Origin of the sequence: Bradyrhizobium sp. AUGA SZCCT0222, assembly GCF_018130205.1 — a bacterium.
Classification (GTDB): Bacteria; Pseudomonadota; Alphaproteobacteria; order Rhizobiales; family Xanthobacteraceae; genus Bradyrhizobium.
Genome location: NZ_JAFCLX010000001.1, coordinates 86,679 through 106,407, shown reverse-complemented (window position 1 = coordinate 106,407; position 19,729 = coordinate 86,679). Strand labels below are relative to the sequence as shown.

The 19,729-nt window shown below is 63.1% G+C and carries 24 protein-coding genes; 7 read left to right on the top strand and 17 right to left on the bottom strand.

Annotation, left to right across the window (positions count from 1 at the left end):
- From JQ629_RS00590 to JQ629_RS00580, 3 genes are all read right to left on the bottom strand, one after another.
- On the bottom strand, positions 1–1,557 hold the full coding sequence (locus JQ629_RS00590) for a formate dehydrogenase beta subunit (protein WP_212410413.1): 1,557 nt from the start codon (positions 1,555–1,557) through the stop codon (positions 1–3).
- Entirely contained in the window at positions 1,554–2,030 is a 477-nt protein-coding gene (locus tag JQ629_RS00585; RefSeq protein WP_192736053.1) for a formate dehydrogenase subunit gamma, read from the bottom strand. The genes JQ629_RS00590 and JQ629_RS00585 overlap by 4 nt, the downstream gene beginning before the upstream one ends.
- Positions 2,031–2,992: 962 nt before the next feature.
- Positions 2,993–3,166, bottom strand: a complete 174-nt coding sequence (locus tag JQ629_RS00580) for a hypothetical protein (protein WP_212410412.1) — start codon at positions 3,164–3,166, stop codon at positions 2,993–2,995.
- A gap of 343 nt (positions 3,167–3,509) precedes the next feature.
- On the opposite strand from JQ629_RS00580, the gene JQ629_RS00575 reads away from it, so the two are divergent.
- A complete protein-coding gene (locus JQ629_RS00575; protein ID WP_212410411.1) occupies positions 3,510–3,827 on the top strand; it encodes a hypothetical protein in 318 nt (105 codons plus the stop codon).
- Between the two features lie 36 nt (positions 3,828–3,863).
- On the opposite strand, the gene JQ629_RS00570 is transcribed toward JQ629_RS00575, so the two are convergent.
- Positions 3,864–4,031: a hypothetical protein gene (locus tag JQ629_RS00570; RefSeq protein WP_212410410.1), complete on the bottom strand. Its 168-nt coding sequence runs from the start codon at positions 4,029–4,031 to the stop codon at positions 3,864–3,866.
- A 211-nt stretch (positions 4,032–4,242) separates the two neighbouring features.
- Between JQ629_RS00570 and JQ629_RS00565 the strand changes: the two genes are divergently transcribed.
- Together JQ629_RS00565 and JQ629_RS00560 are read left to right on the top strand one after the other, a co-directional pair.
- A complete protein-coding gene (locus JQ629_RS00565) occupies positions 4,243–4,419 on the top strand; it encodes a hypothetical protein (protein ID WP_212410409.1) in 177 nt (58 codons plus the stop codon).
- A 149-nt stretch (positions 4,420–4,568) separates the two neighbouring features.
- A complete protein-coding gene (locus tag JQ629_RS00560) occupies positions 4,569–4,766 on the top strand; it encodes a hypothetical protein (protein ID WP_212410407.1) in 198 nt (65 codons plus the stop codon).
- Between the two features lie 468 nt (positions 4,767–5,234).
- Here the strand turns inward: JQ629_RS00560 and JQ629_RS00555 are convergent, their stop codons facing one another.
- From JQ629_RS00555 to phnG, 9 genes are all read right to left on the bottom strand, one after another.
- Positions 5,235–5,846, bottom strand: a complete 612-nt coding sequence (locus tag JQ629_RS00555; RefSeq protein ID WP_212410406.1) for a pyridoxamine 5'-phosphate oxidase family protein — start codon at positions 5,844–5,846, stop codon at positions 5,235–5,237.
- A 115-nt stretch (positions 5,847–5,961) separates the two neighbouring features.
- Entirely contained in the window at positions 5,962–6,552 is a 591-nt protein-coding gene (gene phnN / locus JQ629_RS00550) for a phosphonate metabolism protein/1,5-bisphosphokinase (PRPP-forming) PhnN (protein ID WP_212410405.1), read from the bottom strand.
- Positions 6,549–7,706, bottom strand: a complete 1,158-nt coding sequence (locus JQ629_RS00545) for an alpha-D-ribose 1-methylphosphonate 5-triphosphate diphosphatase (protein WP_212410404.1) — start codon at positions 7,704–7,706, stop codon at positions 6,549–6,551. The genes phnN and JQ629_RS00545 overlap by 4 nt, the downstream gene beginning before the upstream one ends.
- 14 nt (positions 7,707–7,720) lie before the next feature.
- The gene (phnL, locus tag JQ629_RS00540) at positions 7,721–8,419 is read right to left on the bottom strand and encodes a phosphonate C-P lyase system protein PhnL (RefSeq protein ID WP_212410403.1); all 699 of its coding nucleotides are present in this window, start codon (positions 8,417–8,419) and stop codon (positions 7,721–7,723) included.
- A gap of 8 nt (positions 8,420–8,427) precedes the next feature.
- Positions 8,428–9,219, bottom strand: coding sequence for a phosphonate C-P lyase system protein PhnK (gene phnK, locus JQ629_RS00535; protein ID WP_212410402.1), 792 nt, complete (start codon positions 9,217–9,219; stop codon positions 8,428–8,430).
- Positions 9,212–10,096 carry an alpha-D-ribose 1-methylphosphonate 5-phosphate C-P-lyase PhnJ gene (locus JQ629_RS00530; RefSeq protein ID WP_212410401.1) on the bottom strand — a complete coding sequence of 295 codons (885 nt, stop codon included), beginning with the start codon at positions 10,094–10,096 and terminating at the stop codon, positions 9,212–9,214. The genes phnK and JQ629_RS00530 overlap by 8 nt, the downstream gene beginning before the upstream one ends.
- Positions 10,093–11,196, bottom strand: a complete 1,104-nt coding sequence (locus JQ629_RS00525) for a carbon-phosphorus lyase complex subunit (RefSeq protein ID WP_212410399.1) — start codon at positions 11,194–11,196, stop codon at positions 10,093–10,095. The genes JQ629_RS00530 and JQ629_RS00525 overlap by 4 nt, the downstream gene beginning before the upstream one ends.
- Before the next feature lie 2 nt (positions 11,197–11,198).
- A complete protein-coding gene (gene phnH / locus JQ629_RS00520) occupies positions 11,199–11,807 on the bottom strand; it encodes a phosphonate C-P lyase system protein PhnH (protein ID WP_212410397.1) in 609 nt (202 codons plus the stop codon).
- A complete protein-coding gene (gene phnG, locus JQ629_RS00515; RefSeq protein WP_212410396.1) occupies positions 11,807–12,265 on the bottom strand; it encodes a phosphonate C-P lyase system protein PhnG in 459 nt (152 codons plus the stop codon). Before phnG ends, phnH begins: the two co-directional genes overlap by 1 nt.
- Before the next feature lie 119 nt (positions 12,266–12,384).
- Here phnG and phnF point away from each other — a divergent pair, with 119 nt between their 5' ends.
- The gene (gene phnF / locus JQ629_RS00510; protein ID WP_212037368.1) at positions 12,385–13,113 is read left to right on the top strand and encodes a phosphonate metabolism transcriptional regulator PhnF; all 729 of its coding nucleotides are present in this window, start codon (positions 12,385–12,387) and stop codon (positions 13,111–13,113) included.
- A gap of 109 nt (positions 13,114–13,222) precedes the next feature.
- Here phnF and phnE (JQ629_RS00505) read toward each other — a convergent pair whose 3' ends face one another.
- The 4 genes from phnE (JQ629_RS00505) to phnC all read right to left on the bottom strand — a co-directional run bounded on the left by phnE (JQ629_RS00505) (position 13,223) and on the right by phnC (position 16,869).
- Positions 13,223–14,071 carry a phosphonate ABC transporter, permease protein PhnE gene (gene phnE, locus JQ629_RS00505; protein WP_212410395.1) on the bottom strand — a complete coding sequence of 283 codons (849 nt, stop codon included), beginning with the start codon at positions 14,069–14,071 and terminating at the stop codon, positions 13,223–13,225.
- Entirely contained in the window at positions 14,068–14,952 is an 885-nt protein-coding gene (phnE, locus tag JQ629_RS00500) for a phosphonate ABC transporter, permease protein PhnE (protein ID WP_212410394.1), read from the bottom strand. The genes phnE (JQ629_RS00505) and phnE (JQ629_RS00500) overlap by 4 nt, the downstream gene beginning before the upstream one ends.
- An 82-nt stretch (positions 14,953–15,034) precedes the next feature.
- Complete coding sequence (gene phnD, locus JQ629_RS00495) at positions 15,035–15,973, bottom strand: phosphonate ABC transporter substrate-binding protein (protein WP_212410393.1); 939 nt, start codon at positions 15,971–15,973, stop codon at positions 15,035–15,037.
- Positions 15,974–16,053: 80 nt separating this feature from the next.
- Positions 16,054–16,869, bottom strand: a complete 816-nt coding sequence (gene phnC / locus JQ629_RS00490; RefSeq protein WP_212410392.1) for a phosphonate ABC transporter ATP-binding protein — start codon at positions 16,867–16,869, stop codon at positions 16,054–16,056.
- A 198-nt stretch (positions 16,870–17,067) separates the two neighbouring features.
- Between phnC and JQ629_RS00485 the strand changes: the two genes are divergently transcribed.
- The 3 genes from JQ629_RS00485 (at position 17,068) to JQ629_RS00475 (ending at position 19,716) form a co-directional block, all read left to right on the top strand.
- Entirely contained in the window at positions 17,068–17,736 is a 669-nt protein-coding gene (locus JQ629_RS00485; RefSeq protein WP_212410391.1) for a transferase hexapeptide repeat family protein, read from the top strand.
- A complete protein-coding gene (locus JQ629_RS00480; RefSeq protein WP_212410389.1) occupies positions 17,733–18,926 on the top strand; it encodes an alpha-D-ribose 1-methylphosphonate 5-triphosphate diphosphatase in 1,194 nt (397 codons plus the stop codon). Before JQ629_RS00485 ends, JQ629_RS00480 begins: the two co-directional genes overlap by 4 nt.
- Positions 18,927–19,008: 82 nt before the next feature.
- Positions 19,009–19,716, top strand: coding sequence for a DUF1045 domain-containing protein (locus JQ629_RS00475; protein ID WP_212410387.1), 708 nt, complete (start codon positions 19,009–19,011; stop codon positions 19,714–19,716).
- Positions 19,717–19,729 lie beyond the last annotated feature (13 nt).

The following is a 19,729-nucleotide window of genomic DNA, read 5'->3' as shown; positions in this document are numbered from 1 at the left end:
CTATTCCGCGGCCTGCAAGCGGGCCGGTGCCGGGTCAAAATCCTCCCGGAAATGCTTCAACGCGCTCATGACGGGATACGGCGTGAAACCGCCCAGCGCGCAGAGCGAACCGAATTTCATGGTGTTGCAGAGATCCTCGACCACGGCGATGTTTTCCGCCACGCGCTCGCCCGACCTGATCTTGTCGATCGTCTCGACGCCGCGCGTGGAGCCGATCCGGCACGGCGTGCACTTGCCGCAGGATTCGACGGCGCAGAACTCCATTGCAAAGCGCGCCTGCTTGGACATGTCCACACTGTCATCGAACACCACGATGCCGCCGTGGCCGATCAGGCCATCGCGTGCCGCAAAGGCTTCGTAGTCGAACGGCGTGTCGAACAGTTCGCGGGGAAAATACGCGCCGAGAGGTCCGCCGACCTGCGCGGCGCGCACCGGGCGGCCACTCGCGGTGCCTCCGCCGACGTCGTCGATCAGTTCGCCGAGGGTGATGCCGAATGCGACCTCGAACAATCCGCCGTGCTTGATGTTGCCGGCGAGTTGGATCGGCATCGTACCGCGCGAACGGCCCATGCCGAAATCGGCATAGGCTTTGGCCCCGCCGGCCAGGATGAAGGGAATCGCCGCAAACGACAGCACGTTGTTGATCACGGTCGGCTTGCCGAACAGGCCCTTGTGCGCCGGCAATGGTGGCTTGGCGCGCACGATGCCGCGGCGTCCCTCCAGGCTTTCCAGCAGCGAGGTTTCCTCGCCGCAGACATAGGCGCCGGCGCCGACGCGGACTTCGAGGTCGAAGCTGTGGTCGGAGCCACCGACGCGCGTGCCGAGAAAACCCGTGCGCCTGGCGGCCGCTATTGCCGCATTCATCGCCTCGACCGCGTGCGGATATTCCGAGCGGATGTAGATGTAGCCATAGGTGGCGCCGACCGCGACGCCTGCGATCGTCATGCCCTCGATCACCACGAAGGGATCGCCTTCCATGATCATGAGGTCGGCAAACGTACCGCTGTCGCCTTCGTCGGCGTTGCAGACGATGAATTTGCGGTCGGCGCTGGCCTGCGCCACCGTCTTCCATTTGATGCCGGTCGGGAAGCCCGCACCACCACGGCCGCGCAATCCCGAGGTCGTGACGTCGGCGAGGATCCCGTCGGAGCCGAGCATCAGTGCCCGCTCGAGCCCCTTGTAGCCGTCGAGGGCGCGATAATCCTCGACCGAGCGTGGATCGATCACGCCGCAGCGCGCAAAGGTCAGACGGGTCTGTCGCTTCAACCAGGGGATTTCGTCGGCGATGCCGAGCCGCAGGGCATGCGGAGCGTCTGCCGCCATCGCATCGAGTACGGAGGCTACATCCGCCTCCGTCACCGGCCCAAAGGCGACACGGCCCTGCGCTGTCGCGACCTCGACCATCGGCTCCAGCCAATACAGCCCGCGCGAGCCGGTCCTGACGATTTCGATTCCCATGCCGCGGCTGGCGGCGGCGCGTTCCAGCGCTTCCGCCACGTCATCGGCGCCGACCGCGACCGCGCCAGCATCGCGCGAAACGTAAATGCGAAGCGTCATCGCTGCGCCTCCGCGACCAGCGCATCGATGCGCGCTTCGTCAAGCCGGCCAACCACGCGGCCATCCAGCATCGCCGACGGCGCGGTAGCGCACAGGCCGAGGCAGTAGATCGGCTCCAGCGTGACGCGCTCGTCGGCGGTGGTATGGCCCAGCGCAATCCCGAGTTTCGCCTCGGCGCGCGCGGCGAGCACGTCGCCACCGGCGGCCTGGCAGGCTTCCGCGCGGCAGAGTTTCAGAACATGCCGGCCGGCAGGCTCGCGGCGGAAATCATGGTAAAAGGTAAACACGCCGTGAACCTCGGCGCGCGACAGGTTGAGCGCCGATGCCACCATCGGGATCGCGGGCTCCGGCACGTAACCGAATGCTTCCTGGAGCGCATGCAGGATCACCAGCGTCGCACCCTCAAGGTGGGAATGCTCCGCGATGATTTCAGCGCCGCGTGCCGCGGTCCATGGGTCGTAAGCTGGTGTCATCCATATTCTCTGCCGGCGATTTGCTATCCGCCAAAGAGAATTGGAATCGATCCAGGAATCAATAAAGCTGTCTCATGTTGCGATACGGAAACGCGATCGATAAGACTTCAAGATCGAACGATCTTAGATTGCAATGGATATCGAGCGGGTCGCGCCTGCATCAAGATGGAGCTTGGCCGCATCCCACACCATTAACTAACCGAAGTTGATCCCAATGTTCGAAGGCCGCGAGCCCTTAAGGCGGTTGCGGCGCTCACAACGTCGTTTTGGTGGATCGTTGACCGCGGCTTTCGAACGGTCGCGGCAGTCGTAAACGATCTAGCCATCGTGTCTGCCCCCGGAGCACGAGAAACAACCTCCCAGACGGCCGTGGATTTCGTGCACCAGGGCCGTCGCTGTTTGAGGGCAACATTTAGCGGATGTGGTCATGGCTAGCTGGAGCACCCGCTGTGAAGGACTATCAAAAACACCAGAAAAGCTCAGGTCCGACGCGGACAAGCGTAAGGGCGCCTTAGCAACGGCGGCGCGCGCCGGTGGATTGCTGTGGACAACTGACCTTCGTCTTTAACTTTGTCCCCCGGGGCAAGACTTGTTGCCCAATTACGCCTCACGAAACCGGCGCTCCGTACCCTACCCTTTGTGGGAAGGGGGCGTCATGGAGTTATTTCGAGCTGAGAAGATTGCCACTGCTCGGGATCAATCAAACCATGACTGCCGCTTCTGCGGAGGAAGACTCACTCTTCTCAAAACGATCATGGAATCCGAAAGCGGAGTTGTCACTCATATGTTTGAATGCAAGCAGTGCGGAGAGCGCATTTGGACCGAATAGATCGGCAGGCACGGGCACATGGCCAATAGCCCGGCAACCCACAGGCGCCCCTCGGGAACGATAACATCCGCATATGCGCCGACGACAACTTGTAGACGCTTAGCAGCGCAGGTGTATGGCTGATCAATCGAAACTAACCGAAGTTGCGGAATCCCCACATCAGGATTCCCAACGTCACCACGAGAATGCACAGGCTGCCGACTGCGACAATGAGGAAGACCTCCCAGCCAGAGAGGCCTGCTTTCTTGGCTTTGACAGCTCCGACGCCCAGCAAGACAAACAACAGTGGGGCGACGAGCAGTGTCATTTACGCTTCTTCGGCGCCTGTACCGGCAGATCGAGCACGCCAAACAATGCGAGCAGCAGGGCAACTTCTTCCTTTGAACCAACTTTAATCATCGTCATCATCTCCTGTTCGATGGTTAGTCGAGCCGAGATTTCGAGGGGTTCATGGCGATTTCGTTTCGCGATTGTTTCAAACTTGTTTCGTCGGCAAAATTCCTAACAACTCGTTCATGTACCTGATGACTGGCCCCAAACAAGGTGGGTCCGAGCCCCCATCGGCATGAATTTTCGTTAGCACCAAGAGCAGCCGTTTAGTCGTTGGAACGGTTTATCCGGAAGCGGGTTTTCCCGACCGGAGGCGCAACATGACCAAACCCCGGATCGCCCGCGTTTGGCGCGGCAGGACCAATCCAGAAGTGGCGGACGCGTACGAGGCCTACAATTACGAGGTCGGCATCAAGCCGCTGATCGAGAAGGCCCTTGCCGTCCAGACGTTCAGGGAGGACAGAAAAAACGAGACCGAGTTCGTCACGATCTCGTATTGGGAAAACCTGGAATCGATGAGCAGGTTCACCGGCGGAGATCCTTCAAAGATTCATCACCTGGAGCGCGACAAGGATTTTCTAATCGAGCTTCCGACGTCGGTTCAGATTTTGAGGATACGGCATAGCCACGGAATCTAACGTCCGTCGTGCGGACCTGTTCGGAAAATCAAAGCGTTAGATCTGCTTGGCTTTGGCGATGGCCCGATCCAGTTGCGCCAGGAACGCCGTGAGGTCGATCTTGTTGGCCGCGGCGAGCGCGCCGGAGTCGCCCTTGGCACCGCCGGAAACCTTCTCGAGATTGTCGATCGTCAGTTCGCAGCTGCCGTTGTTCAAATCAGTCATGGTATCCCCCGTTTGTCTCGTGGCGGGATCATTCCCGCCAACCGTGGTCACAGGGATAAGCGGAGACCCGATCGTTTGCTGTGATGATCATCACACCCAGGATCAAGCGCGGCATGAGTGATGTGGATTACTGTGCTGAGTGCCGCTTCGGGCCAACGGTTGTGGCTGGGTGCGGGAATAGTTCCGTCCCGATCACAAACAGGAGCTGGCAATGAACGTCACCACTACGAATGAAACTCGCGAACTGAACGTCGACGAACTCAACCTTGTATCAGGCGGAGGCCTCTTCTCCTTCGCACTTAGGCTCGGGGGCAATCCCATAGCCGCCGCACTCTACGAAAAGTTAGGCGGTCCCGACGTGACCATAGGAGTCAAGCCGGCCTACTAGCCACGAGTCGACCGTGACGAATGTGACGGGTCTGTTCGAGGTCGCCTCGTTTGGCGGCCTCCCTCGTTTCGTGATTTACGTCACATCTCTGTTGATTGTAGTCCGCCATGATCGCGGCCTGCGAAACGTCGCAAAAATGGTGCGAGACAATGACCAGCGAAAATCGCGAACTGAGCGTTGAGGAACTTGGGTCCGTTGCGGGTGGCGGGCTTGTGGACAATGTCTTGCCCGAAGCCGAGGCGAGCACGGCCGAGTTTCTGAAGAGATTTGCCGAGGCCTCCCTGCGGTTCAATGCTTTCATCAACAGCCCCACAAGTCAGGGCCCCGCGGCAACGAATCAAGGGTAGTGCCCAGTACGAAAATGGGCTCACCGGCAGGGCCGGCGAGCCCAGGACAGCCAGCATTACGCGCTGGCCGGTCGAAATCAGATCAGCATTTTTGCCCGTTTGAAAGCCGGCATTGGCCGCTACCGGGCTGGCTCTTTGGGTCTGAGGCCTTCTGGGCCTGCGCAAGCGATCCCCCGACGAAAACAGCGAGCGCGAACGCAATTGCAACGATAGCTGAAAAACGGATCATCAAAACCTCCCTATTGGAAATGCCACCTCCGCCCCCGCGGAGACTGGTGACCCGAAGTGTCACGACAATCGTGAGGCCGGTCAAGCCGGGCGTCTTCCTTCAAATAGATCAAGATAGCGGCCCATGCCCCCGTGCAACGCAGCAACGCATCTGCGGGAAATCAGTGAAGAGAAATCGACCTGCCGGAGTGGAGGCGTAGCTGTTGAACCGGAAAGCGAACGGCGCTTCCGAACTGGCCGTCACCACATCGTCTGCCGCGCGCGCTCCGGCCATTCGCGATCGTATTTCTCGCCGCCCACGGTGTTGTCGCTCATCTCGGCCAGGATATCGCCCGGTGTCGGCAAGCTCTTCGGATCGACGCGCTTGTCGGGATTCCAGAGGTCGGCGCGGACGATGGCGCGGGCGCACTGGAAATAGATCTCCTCCACCGTCATGACGATCACCGTGCGCGGCGCCTTCCCGTCCATCTTGAACGACGCCAGCAGCTCGGGATCGGCGGAAACATGCGCGCGGCCGTTGACGCGCAGCGTGCTGCCCGAGCCCGGGATCAGGAACAGCAGCGCCACCCGTGGGTCTCGCACGATATTGCGCAGGGAATCGCAGCGGTTGTTGCCGCGGCGATCCGGCATCATCAGTGTCTTTTCATCATGGAAGCGCACGAAGCCGGCCAGATCGCCGCGGGGCGAACAATCCAGCCCCTCCGGTCCGCAGGTCGCGAGCGCCGCGAATGGAGATTGATCCATCAGCGCCCGATAGGACGGGGTCACGCGGTCCGCGACCTTGACCGTCGAGGCCTCACCGGGAAACCCATAGATCGCCTCGAGTTGCTCGATCGTCGTGATGATAGACATTTGCGTCCCCCCGCCTACAGCATGATCCGGAAACGTGGGTACCGGTTTTCCGACAAGATCATGCTCCAACAAAAAGCTAGAGCAGGATGACGATTCGAAGAAACGTCATCCTGCTCTAGTCCTCCCACTTCTCGCCCTTGATCGCCCGCACCAGCTGACGCGCGTGAAACTCGGCGCTGCCGGTGTTGACGATGGTGACGTCAGGCGCAGTCTCGTCCACCGTCCGACTAAGCCGGTGCTCGATCTTGCCGTCGCTGCTGCGGCTCCGCATCGCCAAGCGCTCCGCCAGAACGTTCGGCGGCGCGGTGATCGAGATCACCGTGACGTCGGCGTAGGCGCGGCGCATCGACGTGATGATGGTGCGCGAAACATTGGCGACAACCGTGTGCCCGGCGCGGATTTCGTCGTCGATGGCCCGCGATATCGCATAGCGGTGGCCGTGCGCATCCCAGTGCATGGCGTATTCGTCGCGCGCCAGCGCCGCCTCGAAAGTGCCGGCGCTGACCTCTTCATTGTCCTCGGAGGCGGAGGCCTGCCGCGTGATCACGCGACGCGGGAATGCAATGGTGCCATCATCGGCACAGGCTGCTTTCGCAAGCCCAAGCAGCGTATCCTTGCCGGCGCCGCTCGGTCCGACCACCAGGATGAGCCGGCCCGGTCCGATCGTGTCCGCATGGCCCGTTGATGTCGTAAGTATGTCTGTCATGCCACACGCTGCCCTTCCCGCCAGACGCTGCGCACCACCGGGATGTCGCGCGCCACATGCACCCGGATCAGATCGGCGCGCTTGCCTACGGCGATTTCGCCGCGGTCCGAAAGCCCCACGGCCTCGGCCGGCGTCTTGGTGACGGTGCGTACGGCAGAAGCAAGATCAAAGGCGGGAACATGCCGCGGCAATTGCAGGGCGGCCATCAACAGGCTCGAGGGAATGTAGTCGGACGACAGGATGTCCAGCAAACCCTCGCGGGCGAGATCGACGGCGGCGATGTTGCCGGAATGCGAGCCGCCGCGCACCACGTTCGGCGCGCCCATCAGGATGCCGATGCCGGCCTGGTGCAGGCCCCGCGCGGCTTCCATCGTGGTCGGAAACTCGGCCACGGCGACGCGGTCGCGCACGGCGTCGATGACATTTTCCTCGGTCGTGTCGTCATGGCTGGCGAGCGGTATCGCGTATTGATGCGCCAGGGCCACGATTTCACGCATATTGGCCGCGGCATAGGTCTTCTGGTAGGCAAAGCGCCGCTCGAACAGCACGTCGAGCTCCGCGTCCGTCATGCCGCCGCCCTTGCCACGGTAATAGTCGCGCAGCTTGACCTCGTCGCGGAACTGGCGCTGTCCCGGCGTGTGGTCCATCAGCGACATCAGCCGGATGTCCGGCCGGTCGATCAACTCCTTGGCTTCCTCGACGACGCTCGGCATCGGGATTTCGCAGCGCAGATGCAGGAAGTGATCGGCACGCAGCAGATTTTCCTCACGCGCCGATGTGATCGCCTTCGCGAGTATACCTGCCCTGCCGTCGACCTCCTCGGCGCCGTCCTCGCGCCAGACCCGCAGCGAGTCCAAAACTGTCGTGATGCCCGAGGTGGCTAGCTGTCCGTCATAGGAGACGACTGCGGCGATCGGATCCCAGAACACTTTTGGCCGCGGCACGTAATGCGCTTCGAGATGGTCGGTGTGCAGCTCAATCAGGCCGGGCATGATGAGGTCGCCGGCGGCGTCCACAGCTCGCCCCGGGGCATCGCCCTCGCCGAATTCGGCGATGCGGCCATCTGATATGGCGACCCAGCCGCGCGCGATCACGCGATCGGCGAGGATGATGCCGGCATTGCCCAGAATGATTTCCTGCTTCGTTGCGCTCATCTCACTGCTCTTCCCTATGCCGCCGAGGCGAACGTCGTCACATCGACGATCCGGTCCGCGATCAAATGGCGTATCTCGTCGTCATGGACGATCGCGACCACCGCCACCCCCTGATGTTTCTTCTGATCGATCAATTCGACCACGACGGCGCGATTGGCGGCGTCGAGCGATGCCGTCGGCTCGTCCAGGAGCAGGATCGGCAGATCGGAAATGAAGCCGCGCGCGATATTGACGCGCTGCTGCTCGCCGCCCGAGAACGTCGAGGGCGGCAACGCCCACAGCCGCTCAGGAATGTTGAGGCGGCGCAACAGCGTGCCGGCCTGCTCGCGCGCCTCTGCGTGGCCGATCCCGTTCACGATCAGGGGCTCGGCCACCACGTCGATGGTCGCCACCCGCGGCACCGCCCGCAAGAACTGGCTGACATAGCCGATGGTCGAACGCCGCACGCTGAGCACCTGGCGCGGCTCGGCGGTAGCGAGATCAATCACTGTGCCCTGATGGCGGATGCCGATCCGGCCGCCGTCGCAGCGGTAGTTGCCAAAGATCATCTTCAGGATCGAGGATTTGCCGGCGCCCGAGGGTCCCGACAGCACCACGCATTCGCCAGGCGCGACGTGAAACGAGACCCCGCGCACCACGGGCAGCTCGACGCCGCCCTGCAGATGCATCGTAAAAGTCTTTTCGGCGTTGTTGATGTCGATCATCGCGGTCATTGATTCGCTCATGCCGGCAAAATGGAAGAGACGAGCAACTGGGTGTAGGGTTCGCGGGGATCGTCGAGCACCTGATCGGTCAGCCCGGTTTCGATCACCCGGCCGCCCTTCATCACCATCACGCGGTGCGACAGCAGCCGCGCGACCGCAAGATCGTGGGTGACGACGATGGCCGCAAGGCCGAGTTCACTGACGAGGTTGCGCATCAGGTCGAGCAGCCGCGCCTGCACCGATACGTCGAGGCCGCCGGTCGGCTCGTCCATGAACACCAGCCGTGGTTCGGTGACGAGATTGCGGGCGATCTGCAACCGCTGGCGCATGCCGCCGGAGTAGGTCCGCGGCGCATCGTCGATACGGTCGGTGTCGATCTCGACGCGCTCCAGCCAGGATGACGCGGTGTCACGGATGCGGCCGTAGTGATTCCAGCCCACCGCCATCAGCCGCTCGCCGACATTGGCCCCCGCCGAGACCGCCATCCGCAGGCCCTGCGCGGGATCCTGATGCACAAAGCCCCAGTCGGTACGGAACAGGAAGCGCCGTTCGGCCTCGCCCAACGCGGAGAGTTCGCGCAGCACGCCATCGCGCATCCGGTACGAGACGCTGCCCGCCGTCGGCGCCAGTTGCGCCGACAGCAGTTGCAGCAGCGTCGACTTGCCCGACCCGGACTCGCCGACCACGGCCAGCACCTCGCCGGGATAGAGCGCAAAGGACACGTCGCGGCAGGCAATCAGCTTCCCATAGGTCTTGCCGAGGTTTTCGGCGACCAGCAGCGGTTGATCGTCGAGGGTTTGCTCAGCCATGCGCCCTCTCCTTGTGCGGCGCCGCGCTTTCGCTGCCGCGATGCCCGGCCAATTGGCGGCTTTCGCAGTAATCGGTATCGGAACAGACGAACATCCGGCCGCCCTTGTCGTCCGTGACGATTTCGTCGAGGTAGGAATCGCCGGCTCCACACAGCGCGCAGGGCGCGTCGAAGCGGTAGCGCGTGAAGGGATGATCCTCGAAATCGAGCGAGACCACTGACGTATGCGGCGGGATCGCGTAGATCCGCTTCTCGCGCCCGGCCCCGAACAATTGCAGCGCCGGGCAATTGTCCATCTTCGGATTGTCGAATTTCGGCGTCGGCGACGGGTCCATCACGTAACGCGCATTCACCTTCACCGGATAGGCATAGGACGTCGCGATATGGCCGAAGCGCGCGATGTCCTCATACAGCTTGACGTGCATCAGGCCGTATTCGCCGAGCGCGTGCATGCGCCTGGTCTCGGTCTCGCGTGGCTCGAGGAACCGCAGCGGCTCGGGGATTGGGACCTGATAGACCAGCACCTGCCCGCCATGCAGCGGCGCTTCGGGAATCCGGTGCCTTGTCTGGATCACGGTGGCGTCCGCGGTCGCGGTTGTGGTCGCAACGCCTGCGGTCTTGCCGAAGAATTTGCGGATCGAGATCGCGTTGGTGGTGTCGTCGGATCCCTGGTCGATCACCTTCAGCACGTCCTCAGGCCCGAGGATCGCCGCCGTCACCTGCACGCCGCCGGTGCCCCAGCCATAGGGCATCGGCATTTCCCGGCTGGCGAACGGCACCTGATAGCCGGGGATCGCGATCGCTTTCAGGATCGCGCGGCGGATCATCCGCTTGGTCTGCTCGTCGAGATAGGCGAAATTATACGTTGGCGCGTTCATTCCGCGGCCTCCTGCATCGGCGGCGCTTCCGTGGCTTCCGCGAACTCCTTGCGCAATTTGCGCAGCAGGCCGAGTTCGGACTGGAAGTCGACGTAATGCGGCAGCTTGAGATGTTCGACGAAACCGGTCGCCTGCACATTGTCCGAATGCGACATCACGAACTCTTCATCCTGCGCCGGTGCGATCACTTCCTCGCCGAGCTCACGGGCGCGCAGCGTACGGTCGACCAGCGCCATCGACATGGTCTTGCGCTCGCTCTGCCCGAACGCGAGCCCATAGCCGCGGGTGAAACACGGAGCTTCGGTGGCCGAGCCCTTGAACTGGTTGACCATCTGGCATTCGGTCATCGCGATCGCGCCGAGCGGCACGGCAAAACCGACATCCTCGGCCATGAATTCGATCTCGACTTCGCCGAAGCGGATTTCGCCGGCAAACGGATGGTTGCGGCCGTAACCGCGCTGCGACGAGTAGCCAAGCGCCAGCAAGAAGCCTTCGTCGGCGCGCGCCAGGTTCTGCAGGCGCAGGTCGCGCTCCGCCGGGAAGCTGAGCGGCTCGCGCGTGAGGTCGCCGACCGGCGTCTCCGCATCCGCCTCCGGCGACGGCTCGATCAGGCCGTCCCGGCCGAGAATGTCGGTCACGCGCGGCGTCGCCGCGAGCGACGCTTCGCTCGTCTCTGGTGTTTCCGGAGAAAATCCGTCCGCGAGCTGCGGATCGAGCAGCCGATGGGTGTAATCGAAGGTGGGTCCCAGAATTTGTCCGCCCGGGATATCCTTGAAGGTCGAGGAAATCCGCCGCCGCACCTGCATCGCGCCGGTATCGACCGGCTCGGTGGCGCCGAAGCGCGGCAGGGTGGCGCGGAACGCGCGCACCAGGAAGATTGCCTCGATCATGTCGCCGCGCGCCTGCTTGATCGCCAGCGCCGCAAGCTCGCGATCGTACAGTGAGCCCTCGGTCATGACCCGGTCGACGCCGAGCGACAACTGCTCGGAAATCTGGGACAGCGAGACCTCGGGAACGTCACGGTCGCCGCGCCGCTCATGCGCCAGCAGCCGATGGGCGTTCTCGATGGCGCGTTCGCCTCCCTTGACGGCAACGTACATAACTAGCCTCCCCTCGCGACCAGCCGCGTGGTGCGCGGTATCGCGACAATCGCATCGTCATGGACCAGCACGACATCGATGCCGCGCGGAAACAGCGCCACGTTGACTTCAAGCCGCTCGAACAGATCATGCGGCTGGATCGCGGCCTGCAGGATCGCGGTGCCGTCGATGCCGGGGCCGCGCAGCTCGAGGGCGGGCCCCTGCGTCAGGCTGTCGACCTGCAGGATCAGCGTCGTCGAACGATCCGGGTATTCATTGCTGCCGAACGCAAAACGATCGAGCGCCGGAAGCTCGCGGGGGCTGCCGATCAAGGCAAAGCTGCTGATCGAGGAATCCGCGATCACAGGCGCGCTGGTGTGGAATTTGAGCCATTTGGCAACGTCCGTCGTTGCCGACATCCGGCTGTCGAGCCAGATCGGCGTATCATGGTCGAACAGCGTCAGCGCAATGGCCGCGGTGCCGCGCATCATGGCGGCGGGCGTGCCGGCGACGGCCGCGATGCGCTGCACGCTGCCGGGACGCGCCATCGCATCCATCACCGAGCGGAAGGTCGATTGCGCTGACAGCACCTTGTCGGCAAATCCTGCGGGCAGTTCGGCAACCGTCGTCATCAACCCTCTCCCCGCACCAAGGTGTAGAAATCGACCCGCGTCGCCGCGGCTTCCGCTGCCTTGCGGTTCCGTTTCGCAGATATCGCCGCGCGCAGCGGCGCGATCACCTTTGTCTCGATGAGGCCGGCGAATTCATCCGATTGCACCATGGCGTCGCACAGCGCGATCATCCGCGCTTTCTCGCGGTCGCGGCCGAGCGTGTAGCCGAAGCCGACCTGGCCGGTCGAAAGCCGCACCGCCGCACGCGATACCGTGGCTTCCCCGAGGTTGAAGGCAGAGCCGTCGCCGCCGATACGGCCGCGCACCATCACAAGGCCGTTCTCCGGCTCGCGCAGGTTTTCATGCGCCGGCAGCGCGATTGTACCCAGATGGACCGATATCTCGGATGGATCAGAATGCGCCAGCACGGCCATGACTGCCTTGCGCTGCGCCTGCTTGTCGTTCTCGGTTGCCGTCATATCCACCTTGCCGGAATCAAGTTGTCTATGCTAATAGACAACTTCATAACCAAACGCCATGACTGTTTGGTGACAACAGGGTTGTTTTTTCGGATGACCGTCCCGGGTATATTCACACCATGAGCATGCAGGATGCGGCCACCGGTGTGGCGTTGTGGCGGCAGGTCGCCGACGGGATCGAACGCGGCATCGCCGAGGGCCGCTTCGCCGCGGGTGAAAAGCTGCCGGGCGAGATGGAGATCGCCGAGACCTATCGCGTCAACCGCCATACCGTGCGCCGGGCGCTGGCGACGCTCGCCGAACGCGGGCTGGTGCGCGCCGAGCGCGGCAGCGGCACCTATGTCGAAACCCAGCGCCTCGCCTATCCCTTGCGCTCGCGGACGCGGTTTTCCGAGATCGTCGGCGCCGGCGGCCATGAACCGCGCGGCCAGTTGATCGAAGCGTCCGACGATGTCGCGACACGTGAACTGGCGCGGGAACTCGGGCTGAAGACGGGCGCCCCCTTGGTCCGGATCGAGGCGCTGCGGCTGGCCGACCGGACGCCGATCTGCGTCAGCACCTCGTGGCTTTCCGCCGAGCGCTTCCCTGACGCGGGACAGGTCTTCGCCAGCGTGCGCTCGATGACCAAGCTGGTCGCACATTACGGCATCCGCGATTACCGCAGGTCTTCCACCCGGATCACCGCCGCCATAGCCGACGCCAGCGACGCCGCACGGCTCGATCTCGCGCTCGGCCGCCCGGTGCTGGTGGTCGACAGCACGGACGTAGATCCCGACGGCAAACCAATCGTCACCAAGCGCTCGCGCTTTGCCGCCGAACGCGTCGAGTTCATCGTCGAAAGCGATTGACCGGTTAGCTTGTAGGGTGGGCAAAGCGAAGCGTGCCCACCTCTCAGCATCCGTGACAAGAATGGTGGGCACGGCGCAAGAGCGCCTTTGCCCACCCTACGCACCGCCATCAAACCACCGCGCGTTTGCCGATGATCGCAAAACGGAGCTTGCTCGAGATCCAGTCGATCGCGGCGACCGCGACCAGGATCATCAGGATCAGGAACGAGACCTTCTGCCATTCCAGCACGCGGATCTGCTCGGCCAGCTGCAATCCAATGCCGCCGGCGCCGACGATGCCGATGATGGTGGCCGAGCGGGTGTTCGACTCGATGAAATAGAGCACCTGCCCCGCGATCACAGGCAGCACCTGCGGCATCAGCCCAAACCGTATTTCGTGCAGCGCATTACCACCGGACGCCCGGATACCCTCGACCTGTTTCTTGTCGGCGGCCTCGATCGCTTCGGAGAACAATTTGCCGAACGCGCCAAAGTCCGCCACCGCAATCGCCAGCACGCCTGCGAACGGCCCAAGCCCGACAACGTTGATCCAGACCAGCGCCCAGATCAGCGTGTCGACGCCGCGGATCGAATCGAGAAAGCGGCGGACCGGGAAGCGGAAGATACCCGACGGCACGATGTTCTTCGCCGCCAGCAGACTGACCGGCAGCGCGAGCAACGCGGCAAGGGTCGTGCCCAGCATCGCGATCGACAGGGTTTCACCGAGCGCAACGAGATAGACCGGGAGCGAACCGCCGGGATCGGGCGGGATCATCATCATCGTGATCCAGCCGAGTTGGCCGAGCCCAGCCAGCATCCGCGCCGGCGAAAACTCCAGCTCGACCAGTCCGAACACGAAGATCCCGAACGCAGCCAGCAGCATCGCGGGGATCGCGAGACGGGAGGAAACCGGCCGGTCAAAAACCTCGGGATAGCGGCCGCGCAGATCGCCGGAGTCCGGTGCAGGCAGCCGTGTCATGCCCGTGCCTCCTTGCCGAATAGCCGCCCGCGCGCCCATCCGGTGCCGATATCGATCAGGAACACGGTGACAATGATCATCAGCAGGATCGCACTGACGTCGGAATAAAAGAACTTTCTCACGGCGACGACGAGTTCCTGGCCGATGCCGCCGGCGCCGACGAAACCCATCACCGAAGCGCCGCGCACGTTGATCTCAAAGCGCAGCAGCGTGTAGCTGGCAAAACCCGCCGCGACCTGCGGCACGACCGCGAAGCGGATGCACGATATCCAGCTCGCGCCGGTCGATCGGACCCCCTCGACCGGCTTCATGTCGATGTTCTCGACGATTTCGGAATACAGTTTGCCGAGCGCGCCGACCGAATGGATCATGATGGCGAGAACCCCGGCCATCGGCCCGAGACCGAACGCGATCACAAAGATCAGCGCGAACACGATGTCCGGAACGGTGCGGCAGAACTCCATCAGGCGGCGAACCGTAAAGCGCAGCCATGGCGCCGGCGAGGTGTTTTCAGCGGCCAGAAAATTGAGCCCAAAAGCGAGGATCGCGCCGGCCAGGGTACCGACGTAACTGATCAGGACGGTCTCGCCGAGCAGCGCCAGCCATTTTTTCCAGCCCCAGAACCACTCGCCGATATCGGACCAGACTCGCGCGCCGCTCTCCAGCGTGCCGATGCGGTCGAAGTAGCTGACGAAATTTCCGATCTTGTTGACGAAAATAACCGGATTCACCTCGGCGCCGATCGCGGCGATGACGAGAACCGCAAAGAATACCGCCGTTGCCAGCGTCATCCGCAGCCGCTTGCGCGCCACCGCCGCACGATAAGCGTCGTTGAGTACCGCGAGTTGCTGGGCTGGAAGGATGGATACTGCTGATGTCATGGAAGGCTGCTGTGCCGGTTATGTCCTGAACGGAAAAAGGCCGGGTCGCATGGACCCGGCCTGGTCTCGCTCCGCCGATCGATCAGGAAGCCTTCTTCTTGCGAAGATTGTCCACGAACTTGATCAGGTCGATCATGCCATCCCAATCCTTTGTCGTGGCGGGGTTGAAGGCCTTTTTCTGGCCATCGGAAAGGCGGTCGAAGGCGGCCTTGTCCTTGGTCGGTGCATCCGCGAACGCCTTGGCGATGGCGGCCTTCAGGCCGTCCGGAAGGTCCGAACTATAGGCATAGGGTCCATTGAGAATGGGCGCGGACTTATGGACGATCCGGAAATCTTCCTTCTTCATCGCTGTGCCGTCGGCGTTCTTCAGCATGCCCTTGGTCAGCATCTGGGCTAGCGTGGAGTCGTTGTCGGTGGTCCACTGATTGGCAGCGACTTCGACGGTGCCCTGCGTCAGCGCCAGGATGGCGTTCTCATGGCTGCCGCTGAACACGACTTTGCCAAAATACGTGTCGGCATCGGAGATGCCCAGCTTGTCGAGTTCGAAGCGCGGCACGTTGTTGCCGGACGTCGAATTCGGATCGACCAAGGCGAGATTCTTGCCCTTCAGCTGGTCGATGTTCTTGTACGGGCTCGACGCCTTGACGAAGAACACCGAGTAATAACCCGTAGAGCCATCGGCATTGATGTCGTTGGCGAACGCGTCGGTCTTGACGCCGGTCATCCGCGCGCGTGCGAACGACGCCGAGCCGTAGCTGGCGATATGGATGTTGCCGGAGCGCTGGCCTTCGATGACGGCGGCGTAATCGTTGGCGATGCGCAGCGTGACCTTGACGCCGAGCTCTTTGGAGAGATAGGCGACGAACGGTGCCCAGCGCTCGGTCACACCCGAGGCGTTTTCCGCCGGCACGACGGCGAAGGTCAGTTCCGGATATTTGCCCTTCCAGTCCTGCGCAGAGGCGCTGGAGGCCGAAAACGCCAGCGCGGCCGCGCCGGCCAGAACGATACGACGATTGATCATGGTGTGCCCTCTTGTTGTGTTACGCATTTTTTTGGCCGTTTGCAGGTTTGCAAGCGGCCACCCTGTTACAGAAGAAACGCTCAGGCCGCCGCCGCAGTGCCCAGCTCAGGGACGGCGGCTCCGCCAGGCGCATGTGCGGGTGCTGCGCCCATGACGTCGTTGGCTTCGAGATCGTAAAGCTCGCGCGCGATGAGGTCGGTCAGCGTCGCCGGCGCCCCGTCGAACACGATGCGGCCCGCGGACATGCCGATCAGGCAGTCGCAGTAGGTTCGCGCCAGGTCGAGCGAATGCAGATTGCAGATCACGGTGATGCCGAAATGCTTGTTGATGCGCAGCAGCGCATCCATCACGATCCGCGTGTTGCGTGGATCGAGCGAAGCGATCGGCTCGTCGGCGAGAATGATATCCGGCTCCTGCACCAGCGCACGCGCGATCGCGACCCGCTGCTGTTGACCTCCGGAGAGCTGGTCGGCGCGCTGGGCCGCAAGCGAAGCCATGTCGAACTGCTCGAGCGCCGACATCGCCAGCGCCTTGTCCCGTTCGGGCCAGGTTTGCGTCAGCGAACGCCAGGACGGGATTTCCGCGAGGCGTCCCATGAGAACGTTAGTCAGCACATCGAGCCGGCCGACCAGATTGAACTGTTGAAAGATCATCGCCGAGCGGGCGCGCCACTGCCGCAAATCCTTGCCGCGCAGCGCGGTGACGTCGACGCCTTCGAACAGGATGCGGCCTTCGGAAGGCTCAGCGAGGCGGTTGATCATCCGCAGCAGCGTCGACTTACCGGCGCCGGAGCGGCCAATCACGCCGACGAAGCTGCCGGGCGCGATCGAGAATGACGCATCATCCACTGCGGCTTTTGTGCCGAAACGGCACGTCAAACCTTCCACCACCAGCATGCAATGCTCCAGAATCCCGCTCGTGGATCATCGCTAGCGATTGGACTTTACAGTTGTGTGACAATCACGCTGCGGTGCGGCGTCGTCCACACCCTCATCGCTCGCGCGATATCCGTCATGCAACCGTCACGAAGATGTCATCATGCCCGTTGATGACGTGCCATCGTGACACCATTTTTGTCGCGGAGAGACGCCCGTATGGCCGGCAAAATGCTTTCAGTCGACCCGACCGTCGATCCCACGGCAAAACTGCACGACACCCGGCTCGGTGCCTATTGCGAAGTCGGCGCGCGCACGATCCTGCATGAAGTGTCGATGGACGACTATTCCTACGTCGTCAACGACGCCCAGATCACCTACACGTCCATCGGCAAATTCTGCTCGATCGCGGCGATGACCAGGATCAATCCGAGCAACCATCCGATGCACCGCGCGACGCAGGCGCACTTCACGTACCGGGCCAGCGCTTATTTTCCCGGCGAGAGCGACGACGCAGGGTTCTTCGAATGGCGGCGCGCGCACCACATCCATATCGGACATGACGTCTGGATCGGGCATGGCGCGATCATCCTGCCAGGCCGCAACGTCGGCACCGGTGCGGTGATCGCCGCCGGCGCGATCGTGACCAAGGACGTCCCGGCCTACACCATCGTCGGCGGCAATCCGGCACGGCCGATCAAGCGGCGGTTTTCGGAAGAAGTCGCCGGCCGGCTCGCCGAGCTCGCCTGGTGGAATTGGGACCATGAAACCCTGCGCGGCGCCCTGCCCGATTTCCGCAAGCTCACAGTCGAGGATTTTCTGGCAAAATACGAAGGCGGCACGGGCTCCGTCCGCGCGCAGATCAGGCATCAGGGTGCAGCATCGTGACTGATATTTTCATCGAAGGCGGCCGGGCCCTGCTCGGCCACGAAATCCACGAGACCTCGCTGCGGATCGCAGGCCGTGACATCAGCGCCATCGGCGTCGACCAGGGCCGCGCTTCGCTGGGTATCGACGCCGGCGGCTTGCTGGTGTTGCCGGGGATCGTCGATCTTCATGGCGATGCGTTCGAACGGCAGATGATGCCGCGCCCGGGCGTTGACTTCCCGATCGACGTCGCCCTTGGTGACAGCGACCGGCAGGCGATCAGCAACGGCATCACCACGGTCTATCATGGCACGACATGGTCGTGGGAGCCGGGCCTGCGCTCCGGCGACAATGCAAGGCGGTTGCTGGAGGCGATCGAGTCGATGAGGCCGCAGCTTTCGGCCGACACCCGCTTCCATCTGCGCCACGAGACCTACAACCTCGACGCCGAGGCCGAGATCATCGAATGGCTATCCGACGGGCGCATCGACCTGTTCGCGTTCAACGACCACATGGACGGGACGGTCGCCAACCTCGACAAGCCGCAAAAGCGCAGCCGCATGGTCGAACGCACCGGGCTTTCGAACGAAGCGTTCGATTTGCTGGTGGCGAGCGTCGTTGGCCGCGCACACGAGGTGCCGGCTTCGATCGCCCGGCTGGCGAGAGCGGCGCGTGACGCCAATGTACGCATGCTGTCGCATGACGACGAAACCCCCGAGATGCGGAAGGCGTTTCGGGCGCAGGGCGTCGGCATTGCCGAGTTTCCGGTCAATGAGGAAACCGCGCGCGAGGCGGCAGAGGCCGGCGACTTCATCGTGTTCGGCGCGCCCAATGTCGTCCGCGGCGGCAGCCATACCGGCTGGACCAAGGCGTCCGACATGATCGCCAAGGGTCTGTGTTCGGTGCTGGCGTCGGATTACTATTATCCGGCGCAGCTATTGGCAGCGTTCCGTCTCGCTGCCGATGGCGTGCTGCCGCTGGCCGAGGCCTGGCAGCTGATATCGTCAGCCCCCGCCCGGGCCGCCGGCCTCACCGATCGCGGCGTTCTTGCCACCGGCCAGCGTGCCGACATCATCTTCGTTGATGACAAGGTGCCGTTGCGGCCGCGTGTCGTCGCCGTCATCGCCGCGGGAAGGCTGGTGCATCTGACAGAAGCCAACCGTCTGCGCAGTCCCTCAACGGCGCCGCGCAAGACGGTTGCGGCCGCCTGACGCCGCCGAGTCTTTTGTCTCGACGCGTTTTCTTCACGCGAACCGGGCTCCACTTCACTCGAAAACGCTTTAGTCTGCACCGATGTCGAATTATCCGCGTTACGCGATCTACTACGCCCCGGCGCAGGCCAGCGACCTCAATCGCTTTGGCGCGCAATTGCTTGGCTATGACGCCTTCACCGGCGAAGACCTGCCGTTTCCGGAAGACGTCGCCAGCGCGGCGCCGGATTGGCGCAACCTGACGGCCGATCCCTGCAAATACGGCTTTCACGCCACGCTGAAGGCGCCCTTCTCGCTGGCACAAGGCAGCACGGAAGCCGAACTCCTCGCGGCGTGTGCCGCCTTCGCCGCAACGCCCCGCGCGATTCCGGTCATCAGGCCGGTGGTCGGCTCCATCAGTGGCTTCATTGCAGTGATCCCGGCTGATCCACCGGCGGAACTGATCCGCCTTGCGGCCGACTGCGTCAGCGAGTTCGATTCATTCCGCGCGCCGCTCACCGAAGCGGACCGTGCGCGCCGCAATCCTTCCCGGCTGACATCGGCGCAGCGCGCCCATCTCGACCGCTGGGGCTATCCCTACGTGATGGAAGAGTTTCGTTTCCACATGACGCTAACCGGCCGGCTCAACGCAAGCCGCCTGGAGACCGTTCTGGCGATGCTGAGAAACAGTTTTTCCACGCTCGGCCTCGACACCCTCGCAATCGACCGGCTCGCGTTATTCCGTCAGGACAGCGCGGATTCCCGCTTCCGGATCATCAGACAATACGTCCTGATGCCAGGCCAGGGTTAGACGCATCGTATTG

Coding starts and splice junctions, on each gene's coding strand:
- phnD (WP_212410393.1), bottom strand. CDS start 15,973: ATGATCAATCGTCGTATCGTTCTGGCCGGCGCGGCCGCGCTGGCGTTT.
- JQ629_RS00560 (WP_212410407.1), top strand. CDS start 4,569: ATGACCAGCGAAAATCGCGAACTGAGCGTTGAGGAACTTGGGTCCGTT.
- phnN (WP_212410405.1), bottom strand. CDS start 6,552: ATGACAGACATACTTACGACATCAACGGGCCATGCGGACACGATCGGA.
- phnE (WP_212410395.1), bottom strand. CDS start 14,071: ATGACACGGCTGCCTGCACCGGACTCCGGCGATCTGCGCGGCCGCTAT.
- phnK (WP_212410402.1), bottom strand. CDS start 9,219: ATGGCTGAGCAAACCCTCGACGATCAACCGCTGCTGGTCGCCGAAAAC.
- phnF (WP_212037368.1), top strand. CDS start 12,385: ATGAGCATGCAGGATGCGGCCACCGGTGTGGCGTTGTGGCGGCAGGTC.
- phnC (WP_212410392.1), bottom strand. CDS start 16,869: ATGCTGGTGGTGGAAGGTTTGACGTGCCGTTTCGGCACAAAAGCCGCA.
- phnE (WP_212410394.1), bottom strand. CDS start 14,952: ATGACATCAGCAGTATCCATCCTTCCAGCCCAGCAACTCGCGGTACTC.
- JQ629_RS00525 (WP_212410399.1), bottom strand. CDS start 11,196: ATGTACGTTGCCGTCAAGGGAGGCGAACGCGCCATCGAGAACGCCCAT.
- JQ629_RS00580 (WP_212410412.1), bottom strand. CDS start 3,166: ATGACACTGCTCGTCGCCCCACTGTTGTTTGTCTTGCTGGGCGTCGGA.
- JQ629_RS00585 (WP_192736053.1), bottom strand. CDS start 2,030: ATGACACCAGCTTACGACCCATGGACCGCGGCACGCGGCGCTGAAATC.
- JQ629_RS00545 (WP_212410404.1), bottom strand. CDS start 7,706: ATGAGCGCAACGAAGCAGGAAATCATTCTGGGCAATGCCGGCATCATC.
- JQ629_RS00565 (WP_212410409.1), top strand. CDS start 4,243: ATGAACGTCACCACTACGAATGAAACTCGCGAACTGAACGTCGACGAA.
- JQ629_RS00485 (WP_212410391.1), top strand. CDS start 17,068: ATGGCCGGCAAAATGCTTTCAGTCGACCCGACCGTCGATCCCACGGCA.
- JQ629_RS00555 (WP_212410406.1), bottom strand. CDS start 5,846: ATGTCTATCATCACGACGATCGAGCAACTCGAGGCGATCTATGGGTTT.
- phnL (WP_212410403.1), bottom strand. CDS start 8,419: ATGACCGCGATGATCGACATCAACAACGCCGAAAAGACTTTTACGATG.
- phnH (WP_212410397.1), bottom strand. CDS start 11,807: ATGACGACGGTTGCCGAACTGCCCGCAGGATTTGCCGACAAGGTGCTG.
- JQ629_RS00590 (WP_212410413.1), bottom strand. CDS start 1,557: ATGACGCTTCGCATTTACGTTTCGCGCGATGCTGGCGCGGTCGCGGTC.
- phnG (WP_212410396.1), bottom strand. CDS start 12,265: ATGACGGCAACCGAGAACGACAAGCAGGCGCAGCGCAAGGCAGTCATG.
- JQ629_RS00530 (WP_212410401.1), bottom strand. CDS start 10,096: ATGAACGCGCCAACGTATAATTTCGCCTATCTCGACGAGCAGACCAAG.
- JQ629_RS00475 (WP_212410387.1), top strand. CDS start 19,009: ATGTCGAATTATCCGCGTTACGCGATCTACTACGCCCCGGCGCAGGCC.
- JQ629_RS00575 (WP_212410411.1), top strand. CDS start 3,510: ATGACCAAACCCCGGATCGCCCGCGTTTGGCGCGGCAGGACCAATCCA.
- JQ629_RS00570 (WP_212410410.1), bottom strand. CDS start 4,031: ATGACTGATTTGAACAACGGCAGCTGCGAACTGACGATCGACAATCTC.